We start from the raw sequence: 17,462 nt of genomic DNA, 5'->3' as shown, positions 1-17,462 counted from the left end.
GCAACTGATCCTTTTCCAACGCTGGAAATAAAGCATCTTGAACAGGAAGCTAGGGGAGGTGCGCATAAGTCATGAGCTTGCTCTGCGTGAGGACTTGTTCGCACCTTCCTTAGCCCTGTGATACGCGAGACGGGTATAAACGATCCCGACTCGCGCATTCTCATCGGGAACTACACCAGACGGTGCTTTTCCAGGCGGTACAAAAACGCTTTATAACTCATGCCCAGCCATTTGGCCGCCTTGGTGCGGTTTCCATCGAAGCGGGCCATGGCCTGAGACAAACAGCGGGCCTCAAAGGCTTCCCACTCGATACCTTCATCTGGCAGCTGCAGGCCCTGCTCTTTGGACGAATGCTCGCTTTCCTGCATCAACTCGTCTTCATCGCCGAGCAGCACAAAGCGCTCGATACGATTGGACAGCTCACGCACATTCCCCGGCCAGCGATAGTCCAGCAAAAACCGCATGGCGGTGGAGCTGATTTTAGGTTGGTCAAATCCGTACTGACTGGCATGCAGTTTCAGGAAATGCTCCACCAGACGGCCTATGTCTTCCCGGCGCTCCCGAAGCGGCGGCATCAGCACAGGCACCACGTTCAAACGGTAAAATAAATCCTCCCGAAAACGACCCTCGGCCACTTCAAGACGCAAGTCCCTGTGGGTGGCGGCAATCACCCTCACATCGAGCTGCAACTCTTTTTGGGCCCCCACCCGGGTGATGGTACCTTCCTGTAAAAAACGCAGCAGCTTGGTTTGCTGCAGCAGCGGCAGCTCACCTATTTCATCCAGAAACACCGTGCCGCCATGGGCCGCCTCCAGCTTGCCAAGCTTCAGTGCCGTGGCGCCGGTAAAGGCCCCCTTCTCCGCTCCAAACAACTCGGCTTCGGCAATGTTTTCGGGGATAGCACCACAGTTGATGGCGATAAACGGCATGTGAGCGCGACGGGACAGTTGATGCAAGGCCCGGGCTGCCAGCTCCTTGCCGGTGCCACTCTCGCCGCCAATAAGCACAGTGGCATCTGTGCCGCTGATGCGGCTGATGCGGTCAAACACCCCTTGCATGCAGGGCGCCTTTCCCACCAGACCCACCAGGGATTGCTGCTCCGATAAGGCCATGCTCAGCGCTTTATTTTCTTTTCTCAGCGCCTGAGACCGCGCCACCTTGGAGATGGCCAGCAGCAGAGCCTGGCGCTGATAGGGCTTGGTGAGATAATCGTCCGCCCCGGCCTGAATGGCATCCACCGCATGGGTGATGGTGCCGTAAGCGGTGGCCATAATAAAGCCGACGTCGGGAAACTCGCGTTTGACGTAGTTGAGTAAATCCATACCGCTGAGCTGCCCCAGCTTCCAGTCTGAAAACACCAGATCCGGGGTATCCGCTTTAATGGATACGATGGCCGCCTCAACACAGTCGGCCTCACGCAGTCGATAGCCTTCCGTCCTGAGCATACCCACGATAAGCTCACGCTGGCCGGGCTCATCTTCCACTACCAAAATACTGAGCGCCATCAAGCCTCCTGCTGTTTAAAATGCACTACAACCCGGCTGCCGCCTTCGTCGAGACGGGTAAATGTCAGGCTGCCGCCATAATGGCTCGCCAGCAACCGGCTGGCGATGTAAAGCCCCATCCCCGTGCCCTCGGGTTTGGTGGTGACATGGGGCTGGCCGAGCCGTTCAATCAAGTGCTCGTCCATGCCGACCCCCTTGTCTGTTACGGTGACGAGTAACTCCCCCTGTACTGCCTCCACATCAATACCGAGCCAGGGCGTATTGCTGTCAGCCTGGGCTTCTACTGCATTGATGATAACCGCATGCAGGATACTGCGAATTTCCGACTCCATCCCGGGCAGCCAGTGCTCCCGGTCAAATCCGGTCAAGTTGAGTTGCGGCTTGAGTCCGGCCACCGACAGCTCAAGCAGTATATCCTGCACCACCGCATTGACCGGAATGGCACGGCTGCGGTCCACTTCGCTGGATGAGAGGGTCAGCAAGGATTGTATGTGCTTGTCCATCATCGCAATTTTTTGCTGTATTTGCCCGAGCTGCGCGGCTCTTGCCGCCGCATCGTCGGTGTGACTCTGGTTTTCGGCAAGCAGTCCCAGCGTATGCAGCGGATTACGCAGACTGTGGGCGATGCCGCGGGTGATTTCGCCAAGCTCCACCAGGTGCTGCTGACTGGCCATTTGCTGCTCACGGGCACTGAGCTGCGCGAGTTTTTCGCTCATGGCATTAAAACCTTCGAGCATGGTTTTGATTTCATCCACCCCCCGGGGGGTCACCTGATAGCCAAGCTGCCCCTCACCGAGCTTACGATGGCCCGTGGCGAGCTCGCTCAGCGGGCCGCTGACACGGCGACTCAGCCAATACACAAACACCAACCCAAACAAACTGCTGGTGAGGATAAGAGCGAACATCCACTCTCTGAAACGTGTCAGAGCCTCAGAGACATTACTTTGATTAAACTCGATATTTTTGCGCTCTACCCGGCCGCCATCCAGCTGACGTATGATGGTGACCTTGCCGTTATTTTGCACTGCCGGGCGAATTTCTATGGTGCTCAGAGACTTGTGCAGTGCCTGCTGATATTCCTTGGCGAGGCTTTCACGGGTGCGGGCCAGTTTCTCAAGCTCCCGACTCAATGACGCCAGTATTTGCTGGCGGTGCTGCTCGGCAGCCTCATTTTTTTCCTGCTCTGCCATCATGGCCTCAACCTCGGCCATGGCCCGTTCAAGCTCATGCTGGTGCATTTCAATGAGCTGTGCCTCGGAGGGCACGTGTCGGCGAATGTCTTCGATGGTCAACGCAAGCTCGGCTTCCTCAGGAATGGCGGCCACTTCAGCAATGGCGGCCACTTCAGGCGCTTTGGTGACGAACCGCAGGTTTTCGTCCAGATCCTCAACGACTATGTCCACCAACTGACGGGACAGCGCCACCGAGTCCTCACTCAAGTCCGACTCCAGTTGCCGTTTCAGGGCCTCACCAATCAGTAACTGGCTCAGTCCAAGCAGCAATATCAGGCCGCCGAACAGTAAAAATAAATAATGTCGAATCGACATTGACTAACCCCCGGGCAAATACGCCCCTTGTGATGACAGGAATCCAGGTTCCCAATTTATCAAACACAATTAAATTCAAATTCAATGCCAGCTTTTCCCGACTCTACCGCTCAACTGAGAAGAAATATTTTTCTATAGAAATCATGAGATAAGTTAATACAGCACGCCGGTAACGTCCAGCTATCGGCTCCGGGTCGATGGGATTTCCCGATATGGGTAAACCCAGCTCCCGATATCGGGGAACTGAAACAGCGATGAGTGAAGGCGCATCAGCAAAAACCCTTGATTTTAAGAGTTTTATCCAGGTTGGCACAACTTTCGCCGTAGTGAGGGAAGAATGGGCCACAACCGGAACGGGAACCTGCACAGCCATACCGTTCGAGCCCCTTTGGCAATCTCGTCTTGATAGCATCATAAGGAAATTTGCAATGAACAAACCTGTACTCCGCCCCCTGAGCCTGGCCGCTGCTGTCACTGCTGCCCTGTGTTTTACTGCCATTGCCGCACCGAGCAGCATTCCCGACGTACCGGAAACGGCCGCGCTGGCCAAAGCGCCTGAGGTAGTGCACCACAGAGTCGAAATCAAAAAGTCCCATCCGGATCAGGTTTTTGTCAGTGTCATGAAAGACGGCGATGAAACCAGCTTTACCCTCAAGGGCGATGAACTCAAGGATGAAGCCCTGATAGACAACAAGCTTGCCGCTCTGGATGACGATACCCGCGCTGACATCATCAAAACGCTGAAATCCCTGAACGATGGCAAAATCCGGGTGATAGACAATGAAGGGCGTGAGCGACTCAAAACACTCACGCTGGCACTCAAAAGCCGCGAGCATGAAATGACAGCACGCAGCCACGCATTGACAGAAATGGGTGACGATATCGCCAAAATGGGGGAAGAAATCGAGGCGTTGGTCATGTCCAGCGTGCAGCAGATTGAGCTTGATGGCGACGGTCACCGTACCATAGTGCTGCATCAGGCCGCTGGAGATGAGAACGCAGTGGAGCTGCGCCATTTCTCTGTGGACGAAGGCGCAATGCGCTTCAAGATGCTCAAAGACTTGCTGGAAGATGCCGAGCTGAGTCAGCCCCAAAAAGACGAGCTTAAGGCACTGCTCACAAACTAGCGGTAAACCAGCAGCAGTTTAAATCATGGATATGTGATGCAGCTTAAAGACGCCTTCCGGGGATGGGATTAAGCTTGCCTCACAATCCATACTGATTTGTTAAGGTGTCCCCATGTGGTGGCGTATCATACTGATTGTGCTGGCCTGTTTATTAACCGGGGCCCACTTTTTACGCTTTGGAAATCATTTGGCTGCAGTAGCTTTTGCCCTGGCACCACTACTTTGCTTTGGTCGGGTAATGGCGTTGAGGGCATTGCAACTGTTGCTGGCAGCGGCGCTGGTGTTGGTGTGGGGTGTGGCAACCTTTGATTATGTCAGTTTGCGTATCGCGGCAGACGCCCCCTGGCTGCGCCTCCTGGCCATTATGTCAACGGTTATGCTGTTTGTGGGTGTGGCATCTTGGAGCGTTGAGGGACTGATTGCCAAAAAACGACAGCGCACCTTGTATCGTTAGCCGTTTACGGCGGAATGACCGTCAGACTCTACCCAATTACGCAGGGACAAAGGTTCACCAGCAGGGTAAGTATCAATTCGGTAACGGGAATGACGATTTTCATTTCGCGTCATTCCCTTTACTTAATCCCAATCCCTTAATCCCTTAATCCCTTAGTCCCTTAATCCCTTATTCCCTTATGCCCTTAATCACTTCATCCCATATCCCTTTGCCAGCCTCAGCATCGCTCGGTTTTATGCATCCCCTGTCCCAGCGCCCGGCGGGCAGCGGCGTCCACAAACACATTCACCATGGCGGTTATTCCCATCAGCACCAAGGCACCGGCAAAACGAATTTCGGAAAAGTTACTGTCTATATAAAAACCAAGGGTCGCCACCCCTAACATGCCGAGAATGGCTGTTTCCCGCAGGATAACTTCAAAGCGATAAAACAGCAGGGCCATCATCCCGGGGTAAATGGCTGGCAATACGCGATAACCAAAGCCATCGAGTCCACCCTTATCTTCGTCGCGCACTGGCACGCGGTTTGCGCTTCTCGCAGTCAAAAATAAAATCAGCCCCGCATTGTGCAGCGCCAACGCCAGCATCGCAGGCAACATCGAAGGGCCAAGCAGCAGCATAAAGACAAAGGCGAGGATGTATTCCGGGATAGAGCGCATCAACAGCAGTGAAAGCGTACTGGTGCCAGACAAAAGTCGGCCGGACAGGGGCTTATATGCCAGTGGCAATAAAAAACACACCAGCAAGTGCGTCATCCCAAGCGCGCCCAATGCCAGCACCAGCGTCGCCATAATACCGGGCAGAGCCTGAGACAGGACTAAACCTTGAAGCCAGCCCAGGGTGTCGGCAAGTGCAGCCCCTAACCCCAGGTCACCCAGTTGCCACTGCCGCAAACCGTGGGGCCAGATATCTTCGCTGATAAAACGCCAGATGAGGCTGCCATCAAGCCCAGCGACCGGGGGTAAAAAATACACCGCGGCAACCACATAAAACGGCAGCAGCCATCGCTTACACCAATATGACAGTGTGCCTATCAGCAAAATAAACAACAGCAAAAGCGCGGCGCCTTCGGAGTAGTTCCCCTGTTTAAAGGCACTTTCCAGATGAAAGCCCAGGGTTGGCATACCCACGAATCCGAGCACCGCACTGCTTCTCAAGGCACACTCGAATCGATAGCGGGTATAAGCCAGAAGCTCTGGCAAAACATGGGCAACCTTGCCATAGAGCCACCGGCTCAGAACGTCGGTTCCACCGGGCAGGGTATCGGCCGTGTCTTTAGGGGCGCGGCAGAGAATATCGTGGAAGACCCGGGCAAAGGTGGTGCCGTAAGGCAGCGCCAACGCCAACACGCCCGTAACGGGCGACAGGCCAAACAGTTGCAGAAACAGCAGCGCCCAGAATATCTCGTGAATGGCGCGGATAAAGGCGCAGCCTGCGGCGACCAGAGGGTGGTGATACACCAGCGACAATGGCACCCCGATAACCAGACCAAGACTTATCCCCAGAAGCGCAAAGCTCACCGTTTGCCAAAGCGCATCAATCAAGTGCTCAGTGACAAAAAAATCCGGCGTCATAAAACCTGCAAGCATACGCCCCAGCTCATTCCAGGGTTCGAGGGCAATAACTTCGGTGTCTGCCAGCAAAAAGGCGCAAAAACACACCAGCCACAACCCCAGGGTCAACCGCTGCCAACGGCCGATAAATGCCAGGTTCAGCATTGTGCCTCTTCGTTTTTCATCCCCTCGCCATAGAAGGCATCGAGGTCGGCCAGGGTCAACGCCGAAGCCTGGGAATCCAACACCAGTTGACCATCTTTCAGCCCCAGAATACGGTCAAAATGGGTTAATGCCTGATGGCGATTGTGAAGCACCATCACAACAGCATCGTGACTGCCTATGATGTACTGGATGATTCGGTCAGCCATGGCGGGGTCGAGTGCCGATACCGGCTCATCGCCCAAAAATATTGGCTGGCGCTGGTAGAGTGCACGACCAATGGCAACCCGCTGCCGCTGCCCACCCGATAAGCGGCTCACCAGTGTCGATGGTGCCATGTCCAATTCGAGGGTATGGCACAGCGCGCTCACCTCAGCCAAAGGGGTCTTGAACGGGCTAAGCAGATTGGCAAGGTTATAGAGCCCGTTGTGGCGGGCCAAAGCGCCCATGTAGATGTTGTGATACAGGCTCAGGCTATCCACTAATCCCTGAGACTGGGCACAGAGGGCTGCCCTGTTTTTCAGCTGACGGTGAATGTGTGCCAGCAGCGTGGATTTACCGGCGCCGGAGGCACCGATAATGGCAACCTTTTGCCCGGAATGTAAAACGACCGAGAGGTCTTTAATGACCTCCCGGCCGCCGTAGTCCAGCGAAAGCCGGTCAATAACCAGCATGATCAGTCAATCAGACCAATGGCTTTGGCTACGTCTTCCACAGGTTGGAAGTCTTCATTATCGGCTGGGACGAATGACTGACGGGGGAAAGACGCCAGCAAATCGGGATCTTTCATCTCCAGCAGCGCCTGGGTTACCTTGGCCTTAAAACCTTCGCCAAAACGCGTGTCCAGGTCGCCACGTACGGTCCATTGATAGTCTGGGTAAACCGGGCTTTCCCAAACCACCTTCACCTTACTGGTGTCCACCTTGCCGGCTTCCACCATGGAATCCCACACCTTGTAGTTGACTGCGCCCACCTGATATACGCCAGCCTCGACCTGAGCCACGGTGCGGCTGTGATCGCCCGAGAAGCCAACACGCTTGAACAGGTCTTCCGGACGCTTGCCCAAATTACGCTCAAGGAAGAATTGCGGCATCAAACGGCCAGAGGTTGAGTCTTTGGAGCCGAAGGTAAAGGTGTAACCGCCGATGGCCGGAAAGTTTGCACTGCGCTCAAGGCCGGTGCTGTGGTGGGCAATAAAGTAGCTTTTGAAGAACTGGTCTTCATACCCCTGTGCGATAGCCTCAGAGCCCGGTACCAAACGGCGGGCCTGTACACCGGACAAGCCACCAAACCAGGCCAGTTGAACCTGATTATTTCGAAACGCCGTAACCGCTGCTGAGTAGGATTTTACCGGCACGTATTTCACCTCAACACCCAGCTGGGTTTCGAGATAATTGGCCACCTTTTCAAATCGGGTACGCAGCTGGCTTTCATCCTCATCTGGGATAGCAGTAAAGGTAAAGGTTTCTGCCATAGCGGCAGGGGCAAGGACAATAAGCAGCGGCGCTAAATATTTTCTCAGGAGTTTCATTTTCGTCTATCCGGGCAGTCAAAGTGCGCTGATTGTAACGTATCTGCAGGCACAGACAAAACAGTTGCGGTTACCGGTCAGCGTTCATTAAGAATATTCGTCATAGAATCGGGTAAAATTTTTACAGTCAATTCGTTAGCGCGTACACTGACCCAAATTTCTTCGGGAGTTATTCATGAGAATTCTGGTTGTCGAAGACGATCCTTTATTGTCGCATCACCTTAAGGTTCAACTGAGTGAACTGGGCAATCAGGTGCAGGTTGCCAACACTGCACAGGAAGGCTTTTATCAAGCCACCAATTACCCGATTGATGTTGCCATCATAGACTTGGGTTTACCGGATCAAGACGGCATTGCACTCATCACCCGTTTGCGGGATGCCGAACTCAAGGCACCCATCCTGATCCTGACCGCACGGGTGAACTGGCAAGACAAGGTCGAGGGCCTCAACGCCGGGGCCGATGACTATTTGGTCAAACCCTTCCAGAAAGAAGAGCTGGTCGCCCGTCTCGATGCCCTGGTACGCCGCAGTGCGGGCTTTGTTAAGCCACGCATTACTTCAGGCTCGCTGGAACTGGACCTGGCCGCCAAACAGGTGACACTCGACTCAGAAGTGCTTGAAATTACTGCATTTGAATATCTTATCCTGGAATATCTCATGCGACACAGTCATGAAGTCGTGGCCAAGCAAAGACTACTTGATGTGATATACGGTGACAAAGAAGGCGATCCGAACACCATCGAAGTCATGGTCAGCCGGCTGCGTAAAAAGCTGACTCGGGATGGCATGGATAATCCCATAGTCACCATTCGTGGCCAGGGTTATAAATTCAACCTGCCCTGTAGCTGATGATGCGCTTTAAGTTAAAACCCAAACGCCGCCTGCTGACAAGGATGTATCTGACATCCTTGTCAATTATTACCCTCGTGGGTTTTGGCCTGGCATGGATGGTGAACATTCTGCATGCCCAAAACTCGTATAACGAAGAAACGGCGCAGCTGATTGCCGAAATCCCTCAGGTGGCGGCAGAGCTTCGGGAGCATGATCTCATCCCTGACACCAGCGCCTGGCTTGAAGAGAACCGCAAAGGCGAACGCTATGTGATGGCAAGCTGTGACGACAGATTCAAGCAGGTGTGGACCTCGGCCATGGCCGTGGACAGAGGCCTGTTTGACACCTGCGAACGCTTTGCCGACATCAAAAACGACTCCCCTCCCTATTACCTGACCCTATCCGACAATCGTGGCTACTACATCTACATGCTGTCGGTGGAAATCGCCAAAATTCATTACAACCTGCTGGTGATGAAGGATGCCGAAAAACTGGAGCAGGAGTACGATAAATTCAGCCGCCGTACCTATATCCGCTTGGCCCTGGTGCTGGTGCTGGCCCTGATTTTGTTGGTCAGTGCGGCCTACTGGGGAATGCGCCCGCTGGTGCGAATGCGCGAAGAGCTCAAGTCCATTGCCGATGGCAAGGCCAAATCGCTATCTGAGGGTTATCCGGTAGAGCTCGAAGGGGTAACTCAGGCACTGAACCAATTGCTGCAGCAATCCTCCGCCCAGCAGGAGCGTTACCAGAATGCGATGAACGACCTGGCGCACAGCCTGAAAACCCGCCTCGCAGCGGTGCATGCCATTTTGGATGACAGGACATTGCATCAGCAGGAGGTGAGCGAGAAAGTGATGGAACAGGTAAGCCAGATGGATCATCTGGTGAAATATCAATTGAAACGGGCCATGCTGGGCCGTAAAGGCCTGAAACAGGAACAAACCCAGCTGCTGCCGCTGGTCAATCAACTGTCGCAGATGCTGTTCAAAATCTATCGCGATAAAGACGTCCAGTTTTCGACCCGGATCCTGCCGCTATTGCAATTCCCGGGAGATAAAGGGGATCTGATGGAGCTGTGTGGCAACCTGATGGAAAACGCCTTCCGCCTCTGTATTTCGACTGTACGTGTGAGCGCTGAAATTAACGACAAGGGCGAATTTGAACTCAGGGTTGAAGATGACGGCCCGGGCGTCGCGGAAAGCCTGCGACAAAAAATCCTTGAGCGGGGTGTGCGCGCCGATACCCATAGCCCTGGTCAGGGTATCGGACTTGCGGTATGTCACGAGATAGTACAAAGCTACAACGGCACCCTGACCATTGAAGAGTCTAACCTCGAAGGCGCCATGTTCAGGATCCGCATCCCACTTTAAACCGTGGTTTTGAATCCTGAGCCTGTTATCCCACGGCGTAGAGCTGCTCGGCGCGGTTGAACATGACCCACGAGGTGGCGATATATTTATCGCCACTGACGGGGACATTGCCTCTGTGGGTGTGCGTAAATCCGGCCGGCGCTATCACCATGGTGCCTTTCTGTGGCTTGAGCTTGCGCCCCTGATAGAAAAACTCTGTCTCGCCGCCCTCTTCCACATCATTGAGGTAAAACATGTAAAGCACCACCCTGTGCAGCGCTTCGTTATGTCCAGCCTGGGGGAATTGCTCCGAGTGCCAATGGGGATAGCCCCCTTTCCCTTTTGGGTATTTTTGCACATTGATGGTGCCACTGCGGTACAGGTACTTCACCAGCGCATCCGCCCTTGGGTGTCCAAGCTCGGCGTAATTATCAGGATTGAGCGTAACAGGCTGCCCCTGATTGTCTGCGACTTTGACCGCCACCGCCCCCATCAATGCCATGGAATACTTATCAAAATAATCGACTGTGCCCTTCAGGGCATGACTCAGCAGTTCATTGCGAAGGGGAATAAGGTCAGCAAAGGAGTCCAGGGTCAGATCCCGGCTCAGCTTTTTCTCAATATCCACACCATTGCCCGTACGACCATCCACCACGCCGGGATGTTGCTCCAAGGTGGAGATTAAACGGTCACACAGTTCGCCGGGTATCGCATTGGGGTAGACTTCAATAAAATCCATGTCACACTCAGAGTAATTTCTTGTGGTTTGCTATGCTGACATGCCAGTTAAGTAATTGTAAAGTATTACCATTGGGCTAGACTAACCCCACCCGGACTCTCACAGACCCACTATGAGTAAAAGTTGTAAGGTTCACGTCAACCAACTTCAGGTTGGAAATTTTGTTCGCCTGCCTGTTGCGTGGAAGGATCACCCTTTTTTATTCAACAGTTTCCGTGTCAAACAAGAAGCACAAATTCAATTGATCCGCAGCCTGGGCATAGAGCATGTCTTTGTCGATTTAGACCGTAGCGACGTGATGCCGCTGCAGGAGCAATCTGTCTCCGTGAGTGCGCCGTCAAAGGATCTTGCCCCGCTGATTGACGAGCTGGACAAGAAAAAACAGGAACAGATTGAACAACTGAAGAAAATGCGCCGGGAACTTGGTAAAACCGAACAGGAATTTGACCGCTCCCTGGCTAAAATGCGCAACCTCATCAATAAGCTCAGAAGCCGTCCGCTGAATGCCATCCAGGAAGCCGAAGAACTCATCCAGGACATCACCCGCCAGCTGCTCGCCAATGAGAACCTGGTGTTACATTTGATGGGCGATGCGAAAAAAGATGATGGCTTTTACTATCACTCTCTTAACGTGGCTGTACTTTGCATGTTGCTGGCCAAGGAGCTTGGCTGGGACAGAGCGGATATCGAGGCCATAGGGATGGGGGCGCTGTTTCATGATGTGGGTAAACTCAAGGTGCCCGCGCAAATCCTGAAAAAACATACGGGTTTGACCACCCCTGAAATTAACTTTATCAAACAGCATCCAAACTTCGGGGTGGAGTTTGTCAAATTGACCGACACCTTTCCCGAGGCGGCTCTTCCCGTTATTACCAATCATCACGAGTTTCTCGATGGCAGTGGCTACCCCAAAGGCCTTAAGGCCAACGATCTCTGCCCTCTGTCGCAGTTAGTCGCGGTGGTAAATGAATACGATACCCTGTGCCATCCTGACAATATCAGCAAGGCAAAAACCCCCTATTCAGCGCTGGGGTATTTATTTAAGAACTACAAGGGCAAACTCAACAATGATTTTGTTGGCCAGCTTATTCGTATGCTTGGGATCTACCCGCCAGGCTCTGTGGTGGAGCTGACAAGCGGCCAGTTTGGTATGGTGATGGCGGTAAACATCAGCAAGCTGCTGTTCCCGCGCATCATGGTTTACGATGCCCTGGTGCCCAAAGATCAAGCCCCCATCATCGATCTGGAAGCAGAAGGACTCAGCATAGTGCGCTGCCTACCACCGGCGGCCCTGCCCGAAAAAATCTTTAACTATTTGAATCCAAGGGAGCGCGTGACGTACTTCTTTGGTCATGAGAGTAAACGTTGATTGGCTTATAACCTGCGAGAGCCAAGGCTTTCGCATTTATACGCAAGTTGTCTTGCCCCTGCCCGCCCCTTTGTCTAGTGTGAAAGTGTATTCCTTTGCCGCAAATGCAAAAGGGGGGCACCATGACACCCTTACCCGATTTCGATACCTTGAGATGGATGGCGGACAACGAGCCGCAGGCCCTCGACGAGTTACGGGATAAGCTCAACCGGGAAGTCATAGACGGCTCTGAAACCAATAAAGCACAGCTTGAATGCCTTATCTACGACCTCGACCGTCAACTCTCCCGCTGCACCAACCCCTACCACAGATGTGTTATTGCCACGGGCATGATGCGAAATAAACTTCACACCCTGCAATGCGTCATCAATGAACCGGACTTTCTCGAACGCTCCTGCGCCGAGATTATTCCCCTGTTCAAGGCCTGAGGCTTACAACCAACGTTTGCGCTTAAAGAAGAAATAGGTGCCGGCGGCACTCGCCAGCATCATGGCGATGGCCATGGGATAACCATACTGCCACTCGAGTTCGGGCATGGTGGTAAAGTTCATACCGTAGCTGGATGCAATTAGCGTGGGAGGCAGAAACACCACAGCGGCAACCGAGAAGATCTTGATGATTTTGTTCTGCTGCAAACTGGTAAAGCCCATGGCCGCATCCAGCAGAAAGTTCAGCTTGTCGAAGATAAATTGGCTGTGGGGCATCAAAGACTCGATATCTGAGAGCATCTCCCGCAAGTCTTTCATATCGTCATCTGAGAGTTGTCCCCGGTAATAACGCTGCATATACCTCAGCGAACGCTGGGTATCGAGCAAACTCAAGCGGATTTTACCGTTGGCGTCTTCCTGAATCGTGATGAGCTTAAAGACATCATCCAGCTCCTGGCTCTCAAATACTTCTTCACCCACGTTTTCGAGCACTGTGTAAACGTCTTCAATCAAGTCGGAGAGGTAATCCACCTTGAGATTGAAAAGCTCGATAAACAATTCCTGAGGTGTACCTACTTCAAGGCGCCCAAGGCGCAGATAGTTTCGCAGGAGCCGAATAAGACCAACATCTTCTTCACGGATGGTCAGCAGGAATTTGGTGCGTAAGTTGAAGGAAACGTTCACCGCGCGAACGTCTTGCCCAACCCGCTGAGGGAACAGGGAGTTGATGTGCAAACCGTCGCTGTTTTGATAGAAACGGGCGGATGCCTCGATTTCGTTAATGTCTTCTTCGTCCGGTAATTCTTCTACCGAAAACCGGGCGAGCCACTCGCGCTCTTCATCTTCCGGCTTATAAAGGTCAAGCCACAGCGTCGATGGAGGAAGGCTGTCCTCAATGCCAAGTTCAAGAACAGTCAATTGACGATTTTCATAAACATAAGCAGTGATCATCGAGCCTTCCTTACCCGTTCACACGGGGAGTAACGTTAAACCGCGGCTAGTTTACCTGATAACCTTCGAATGAAAAGCATTATGGTCTGCTTTAAGGCATTGATTCAGTTCTGGTCGGAGCTGGAGATCATTATTCGCTCCTGAGAAGATAGCCTGATTTTAAGGCCATCCAGGGTTTCAAGTTCCGACTGGCCCAGGTTGCGCTTGCGAACCTTAAAGATACGTTCTTCACCCCGCTCAGGCGAAATGATAGTTACAGACAGCACGCGATTGCCATCATACCAGCGCCAACCGAGCCACATAGAGCTCAGAAGGACCGTGGTAAACAGAATGCCAAGGGCGAGATAGCGGACCAACAAACTATTGGCACTGACCGAGGGCATGACAGGCTTACGCTTATGAAACTTCATATAAGCCGCAACGATGACGGCCAGAGTCAGCAGTATTTTCAGCAACATGGCAAATTCCTCTCGGCAATGGCCATAGTCTACCCCAAGCATTCGGTCAGTTCTGTTAAGAAACTCTTATAAAGTCGGGGCGAAATCAAAAATCAGCCAGATACTGAAAAACACTTGTAAAGCAAAAAGGCCACCCTATTGGGTGGCCTTTTCGACTTATTAGGCGCTTGGCAATGACCTACTCTCACATGGGGAGACCCCACACTACCATCGGCGCTGCTCCGTTTCACTACTGAGTTCGGAATGGGATCAGGTGGGACCAGAGCGCTATTGTCACCAAGCAAATTCGTTATGTCCCCGCTTCTCAGCAAGAACATGCAATTTAGAAAGCTGTTTGAGTTATCACTTCAATCAAGTCTGGTCTCTTCAAGACTATCTACACCATCTGAAACCCATCTGGGTTGTATGGTTAAGCCGCACGAGTCATTAGTACAGGTTAGCTCAACGCCTCACAACGCTTACACACCCTGCCTATCAACGTCCTGGTCTCGGACGGCTCTTCAGTGGACTCAAGGTCCAAGGGAAGACTCATCTTGGGGCTCGCTTCCCGCTTAGATGCTTTCAGCGGTTATCGATTCCGAACGTAGCTACCGGGCAATGCCATTGGCATGACAACCCGAACACCAGCGGTTCGTTCACTCCGGTCCTCTCGTACTAGGAGCAACCCCCCTCAATCTTCCAACGCCCACGGCAGATAGGGACCGAACTGTCTCACGACGTTCTGAACCCAGCTCGCGTACCACTTTAAATGGCGAACAGCCATACCCTTGGGACCGACTTCAGCCCCAGGATGTGATGAGCCGACATCGAGGTGCCAAACACCGCCGTCGATATGAACTCTTGGGCGGTATCAGCCTGTTATCCCCGGAGTACCTTTTATCCGTTGAGCGATGGCCCTTCCATGCAGAACCACCGGATCACTATGACCTACTTTCGTACCTGCTCGACGTGTCTGTCTCGCAGTTAAGCTGGCTTGTGCCATTACACTAACCACACGATGTCCGACCGTGTTTAGCCAACCTTCGTGCTCCTCCGTTACTCTTTGGGAGGAGACCGCCCCAGTCAAACTACCCACCAGGCACTGTCCCTAGTCCAGATTCATGGACCGAGGTTAGAACACCAACACTACAAGGGTGGTATTTCAAGGTTGACTCCACGAGAACTGGCGTTCCCGCTTCAAAGTCTCCCACCTATCCTACACATGTAGGGTCAATGTTCAGTGCCAAGCTATAGTAAAGGTTCACGGGGTCTTTCCGTCTAGCCGCGGGTATACGGCATCTTCACCGCAATTTCAACTTCACTGAGTCTCGGCTGGAGACAGCGTGGCCATCATTACGCCATTCGTGCAGGTCGGAACTTACCCGACAAGGAATTTCGCTACCTTAGGACCGTTATAGTTACGGCCGCCGTTTACCGGGGCTTCGATCATGAGCTTCTCTTGCGATAACCCAATCAATTAACCTTCCGGCACCGGGCAGGCGTCACACCGTATACTTCCTCTTGCGAGTTTGCACAGTGCTGTGTTTTTGATAAACAGTTGCAGCCACCTGGTATCTGCGACTGCCGTCAGCTCGGGGAGCAAGTCCCGTCACCAACAGCAGCGTACCTTCTCCCGAAGTTACGGTACCATTTTGCCTAGTTCCTTCAGCCGAGTTCTCTCAAGCGCCTTGGTATTCTCTACCCGACCACCTGTGTCGGTTTGGGGTACGATTCCTGCTAACCTGAAGCTTAGAAGATTTTCCTGGAAGCATGGCATCAACCACTTCGTCACCGTAGTGACTCGTCATCAGCTCTCGGTATATATGTGCCCGGATTTGCCTAAGCACACTACCTACCACCTTAAACACGGACAACCAACGCCGTGCTGGCCTAGCCTTCTCCGTCTCTCCATCGCAGTTAGCAGAAGTACGGGAATATTAACCCGTTTCCCATCGACTACGCCTTTCGGCCTCGCCTTAGGGGTCGACTCACCCTGCCCCGATTAACGTTGGACAGGAACCCTTGGTCTTTCGGCGAGGGGGTTTTTCACCCCCTTTATCGTTACTCATGTCAGCATTCGCACTTCTGATACCTCCAGTGTGGGTTACCCCTTCACCTTCAACGGCTTACAGAACGCTCCTCTACCGCGTACACGTTATCGTGCACACCCGTAGCTTCGGTGAATTGCTTAGCCCCGTTACATCTTCCGCGCAGGCCGACTCGACTAGTGAGCTATTACGCTTTCTTTAAATGATGGCTGCTTCTAAGCCAACATCCTAGCTGTCTAAGCCTTCCCACATCGTTTCCCACTTAGCAATTACTTTGGGACCTTAGCTGACGGTCTGGGTTGTTTCCCTTTTGACGACGGACGTTAGCACCCGCCGTCTGTCTCCCGGATAGCACTCTTTGGTATTCGGAGTTTGCAAAGGGTTGGTAAGTCGGGATGACCCCCTAGCCTTAACAGTGCTCTACCCCCAAAGGTGTTCGTCCGAGGCGCTACCTAAATAGCTTTCGAGGAGAACCAGATATCTCCCGGTTTGATTGGCCTTTCACCCCCAGCCACAAGTCATCCGCTAATTTTTCAACATTAGTCGGTTCGGTCCTCCAGTTGATGTTACTCAACCTTCAACCTGCCCATGGCTAGATCACCGGGTTTCGGGTCTACGCCTTGCAACTAAACGCGCAGTTAACACTCGGTTTCCCTACGGCTCCGCTATTCGCTTAACCTCGCTACAAAACGTAAGTCGCTGACCCATTATACAAAAGGTACGCAGTCACGGTCTCAAGAACCGCTCCCACTGCTTGTACGTATACGGTTTCAGGTTCTATTTCACTCCCCTCACAGGGGTTCTTTTCGCCTTTCCCTCACGGTACTGGTTCACTATCGGTCAGTCAGGAGTATTTAGCCTTGGAGGATGGTCCCCCCATATTCAGACAACATATCACGTGTGCCGCCTTACTCGATTTCATCTTTGGTTAGTTGTCGTGTACGGGACTATCACCCTGTACCGTTGGACTTTCCAGACCATTCCACTAACACCCCGAAGACTTAAGGGCTAATCCCCGTTCGCTCGCCGCTACTGAGGGAATCTCGGTTGATTTCTTTTCCTGAGGGTACTTAGATGTTTCAGTTCCCCTCGTTCGCCTCACTAAGCTATGTATTCACTTAGTGATGACACCTTATGGTGCCGGGTTTCCCCATTCGGACATCGCTGGCTATAACGGTTGTTACTACCTCACCAACGCTTTTCGCAAGTTACTACGTCCTTCATCGCCTCTGACTGCCAAGGCATCCACCGTATACGCTTAGTCGCTTAACCATACAACCCGGATGAGTTTCCTCATCGTGCTGTATTGCAACCAGCTGGTTTTCGATAGTTCATTTTACTGAACTCGCCTTGAAGAATTTCCAAAACACTTGATTGAAGTGTTTGAGAACTCAATTTTTGTATTAACTGAACCGAAGTTCAGTTTCTACT

The 17,462-nt window shown here is 52.7% G+C and carries 14 protein-coding genes and 2 rRNA genes; 6 read left to right on the top strand and 10 right to left on the bottom strand.

The features are described 5' to 3' along the window. Window positions 1–170: 170 nt before the first annotated feature. Both K0H63_RS08285 and K0H63_RS08280 read right to left on the bottom strand, forming a co-directional pair. Window positions 171–1,505 carry a sigma-54-dependent transcriptional regulator gene (locus K0H63_RS08285; RefSeq protein ID WP_220067530.1) on the bottom strand — a complete coding sequence of 445 codons (1,335 nt, stop codon included), beginning with the start codon at window positions 1,503–1,505 and terminating at the stop codon, window positions 171–173. Next, the gene (locus K0H63_RS08280; protein ID WP_220067529.1) at window positions 1,505–3,052 is read right to left on the bottom strand and encodes a sensor histidine kinase; all 1,548 of its coding nucleotides are present in this window, start codon (window positions 3,050–3,052) and stop codon (window positions 1,505–1,507) included. The genes K0H63_RS08285 and K0H63_RS08280 overlap by 1 nt, the downstream gene beginning before the upstream one ends. Window positions 3,053–3,480: 428 nt before the next feature. Here K0H63_RS08280 and K0H63_RS08275 point away from each other — a divergent pair, with 428 nt between their 5' ends. Together K0H63_RS08275 and K0H63_RS08270 are read left to right on the top strand one after the other, a co-directional pair. Continuing rightward, window positions 3,481–4,179 (top strand): hypothetical protein, encoded by a 699-nt coding sequence (locus K0H63_RS08275; protein ID WP_220067528.1) that lies wholly within the window; start codon window positions 3,481–3,483, stop codon window positions 4,177–4,179. 112 nt (window positions 4,180–4,291) lie between these two features. After that, window positions 4,292–4,633 carry a hypothetical protein gene (locus tag K0H63_RS08270; protein ID WP_220067527.1) on the top strand — a complete coding sequence of 114 codons (342 nt, stop codon included), beginning with the start codon at window positions 4,292–4,294 and terminating at the stop codon, window positions 4,631–4,633. A gap of 217 nt (window positions 4,634–4,850) precedes the next feature. Here K0H63_RS08270 and K0H63_RS08265 read toward each other — a convergent pair whose 3' ends face one another. Genes K0H63_RS08265 through K0H63_RS08255 form a run of 3 tightly spaced genes read right to left on the bottom strand, consistent with a single transcriptional unit; the run spans window position 4,851 to window position 7,878 of the window. Continuing rightward, window positions 4,851–6,350 (bottom strand): PhnE/PtxC family ABC transporter permease, encoded by a 1,500-nt coding sequence (locus tag K0H63_RS08265; RefSeq protein ID WP_220067526.1) that lies wholly within the window; start codon window positions 6,348–6,350, stop codon window positions 4,851–4,853. Further along, window positions 6,344–7,021 (bottom strand): ATP-binding cassette domain-containing protein, encoded by a 678-nt coding sequence (locus tag K0H63_RS08260; protein WP_220067525.1) that lies wholly within the window; start codon window positions 7,019–7,021, stop codon window positions 6,344–6,346. Before K0H63_RS08260 ends, K0H63_RS08265 begins: the two co-directional genes overlap by 7 nt. Window positions 7,022–7,023: 2 nt before the next feature. Beyond that, a complete protein-coding gene (locus tag K0H63_RS08255; RefSeq protein ID WP_220067524.1) occupies window positions 7,024–7,878 on the bottom strand; it encodes a putative selenate ABC transporter substrate-binding protein in 855 nt (284 codons plus the stop codon). A 175-nt stretch (window positions 7,879–8,053) separates the two neighbouring features. Between K0H63_RS08255 and K0H63_RS08250 the strand changes: the two genes are divergently transcribed. Next, window positions 8,054–8,728: a response regulator gene (locus K0H63_RS08250; protein WP_220067523.1), complete on the top strand. Its 675-nt coding sequence runs from the start codon at window positions 8,054–8,056 to the stop codon at window positions 8,726–8,728. Between the two features lie 2 nt (window positions 8,729–8,730). Beyond that, window positions 8,731–10,080 carry an ATP-binding protein gene (locus K0H63_RS08245; RefSeq protein ID WP_220067522.1) on the top strand — a complete coding sequence of 450 codons (1,350 nt, stop codon included), beginning with the start codon at window positions 8,731–8,733 and terminating at the stop codon, window positions 10,078–10,080. Window positions 10,081–10,105: 25 nt separating this feature from the next. On the opposite strand, the gene K0H63_RS08240 is transcribed toward K0H63_RS08245, so the two are convergent. Further along, window positions 10,106–10,798, bottom strand: a complete 693-nt coding sequence (locus K0H63_RS08240) for a 2OG-Fe(II) oxygenase (RefSeq protein WP_220067521.1) — start codon at window positions 10,796–10,798, stop codon at window positions 10,106–10,108. Window positions 10,799–10,910: 112 nt separating this feature from the next. Here K0H63_RS08240 and K0H63_RS08235 point away from each other — a divergent pair, with 112 nt between their 5' ends. Both K0H63_RS08235 and K0H63_RS08230 read left to right on the top strand, forming a co-directional pair. Beyond that, window positions 10,911–12,167 (top strand): HD-GYP domain-containing protein, encoded by a 1,257-nt coding sequence (locus K0H63_RS08235; RefSeq protein WP_220067520.1) that lies wholly within the window; start codon window positions 10,911–10,913, stop codon window positions 12,165–12,167. Window positions 12,168–12,289: 122 nt separating this feature from the next. Beyond that, entirely contained in the window at window positions 12,290–12,595 is a 306-nt protein-coding gene (locus tag K0H63_RS08230; RefSeq protein WP_220067519.1) for a DUF3135 domain-containing protein, read from the top strand. A gap of 3 nt (window positions 12,596–12,598) precedes the next feature. Here the strand turns inward: K0H63_RS08230 and corA are convergent, their stop codons facing one another. From corA to K0H63_RS08210, 4 genes are all read right to left on the bottom strand, one after another. Further along, window positions 12,599–13,546 carry a magnesium/cobalt transporter CorA gene (gene corA, locus K0H63_RS08225; RefSeq protein WP_220067518.1) on the bottom strand — a complete coding sequence of 316 codons (948 nt, stop codon included), beginning with the start codon at window positions 13,544–13,546 and terminating at the stop codon, window positions 12,599–12,601. A 104-nt stretch (window positions 13,547–13,650) separates the two neighbouring features. Continuing rightward, a complete protein-coding gene (locus K0H63_RS08220; RefSeq protein ID WP_220067517.1) occupies window positions 13,651–14,004 on the bottom strand; it encodes a hypothetical protein in 354 nt (117 codons plus the stop codon). Window positions 14,005–14,169: 165 nt separating this feature from the next. Continuing rightward, a 5S ribosomal RNA gene (gene rrf, locus K0H63_RS08215) occupies window positions 14,170–14,285 on the bottom strand. Between the two features lie 124 nt (window positions 14,286–14,409). After that, a 23S ribosomal RNA gene (locus K0H63_RS08210) occupies window positions 14,410–17,303 on the bottom strand. Between the last annotated feature and the right edge of the window lie 159 nt (window positions 17,304–17,462).

Source organism: Shewanella zhangzhouensis (assembly GCF_019457615.1).
GTDB classification, from domain to species: Bacteria; Pseudomonadota; Gammaproteobacteria; order Enterobacterales; family Shewanellaceae; genus Shewanella; species Shewanella zhangzhouensis.
The sequence above is the reverse complement of the archived record's forward strand: the minus strand, read 5'-3'. Positions and strand labels throughout refer to the sequence as shown.

Coding starts and splice junctions, on each gene's coding strand:
- K0H63_RS08285 (WP_220067530.1), bottom strand. CDS start 1,505: ATGGCGCTCAGTATTTTGGTAGTGGAAGATGAGCCCGGCCAGCGTGAG.
- K0H63_RS08280 (WP_220067529.1), bottom strand. CDS start 3,052: ATGTCGATTCGACATTATTTATTTTTACTGTTCGGCGGCCTGATATTG.
- K0H63_RS08275 (WP_220067528.1), top strand. CDS start 3,481: ATGAACAAACCTGTACTCCGCCCCCTGAGCCTGGCCGCTGCTGTCACT.
- K0H63_RS08270 (WP_220067527.1), top strand. CDS start 4,292: ATGTGGTGGCGTATCATACTGATTGTGCTGGCCTGTTTATTAACCGGG.
- K0H63_RS08265 (WP_220067526.1), bottom strand. CDS start 6,350: ATGCTGAACCTGGCATTTATCGGCCGTTGGCAGCGGTTGACCCTGGGG.
- K0H63_RS08260 (WP_220067525.1), bottom strand. CDS start 7,021: ATGCTGGTTATTGACCGGCTTTCGCTGGACTACGGCGGCCGGGAGGTC.
- K0H63_RS08255 (WP_220067524.1), bottom strand. CDS start 7,878: ATGAAACTCCTGAGAAAATATTTAGCGCCGCTGCTTATTGTCCTTGCC.
- K0H63_RS08250 (WP_220067523.1), top strand. CDS start 8,054: ATGAGAATTCTGGTTGTCGAAGACGATCCTTTATTGTCGCATCACCTT.
- K0H63_RS08245 (WP_220067522.1), top strand. CDS start 8,731: ATGCGCTTTAAGTTAAAACCCAAACGCCGCCTGCTGACAAGGATGTAT.
- K0H63_RS08240 (WP_220067521.1), bottom strand. CDS start 10,798: ATGGATTTTATTGAAGTCTACCCCAATGCGATACCCGGCGAACTGTGT.
- K0H63_RS08235 (WP_220067520.1), top strand. CDS start 10,911: ATGAGTAAAAGTTGTAAGGTTCACGTCAACCAACTTCAGGTTGGAAAT.
- K0H63_RS08230 (WP_220067519.1), top strand. CDS start 12,290: ATGACACCCTTACCCGATTTCGATACCTTGAGATGGATGGCGGACAAC.
- corA (WP_220067518.1), bottom strand. CDS start 13,546: ATGATCACTGCTTATGTTTATGAAAATCGTCAATTGACTGTTCTTGAA.
- K0H63_RS08220 (WP_220067517.1), bottom strand. CDS start 14,004: ATGTTGCTGAAAATACTGCTGACTCTGGCCGTCATCGTTGCGGCTTAT.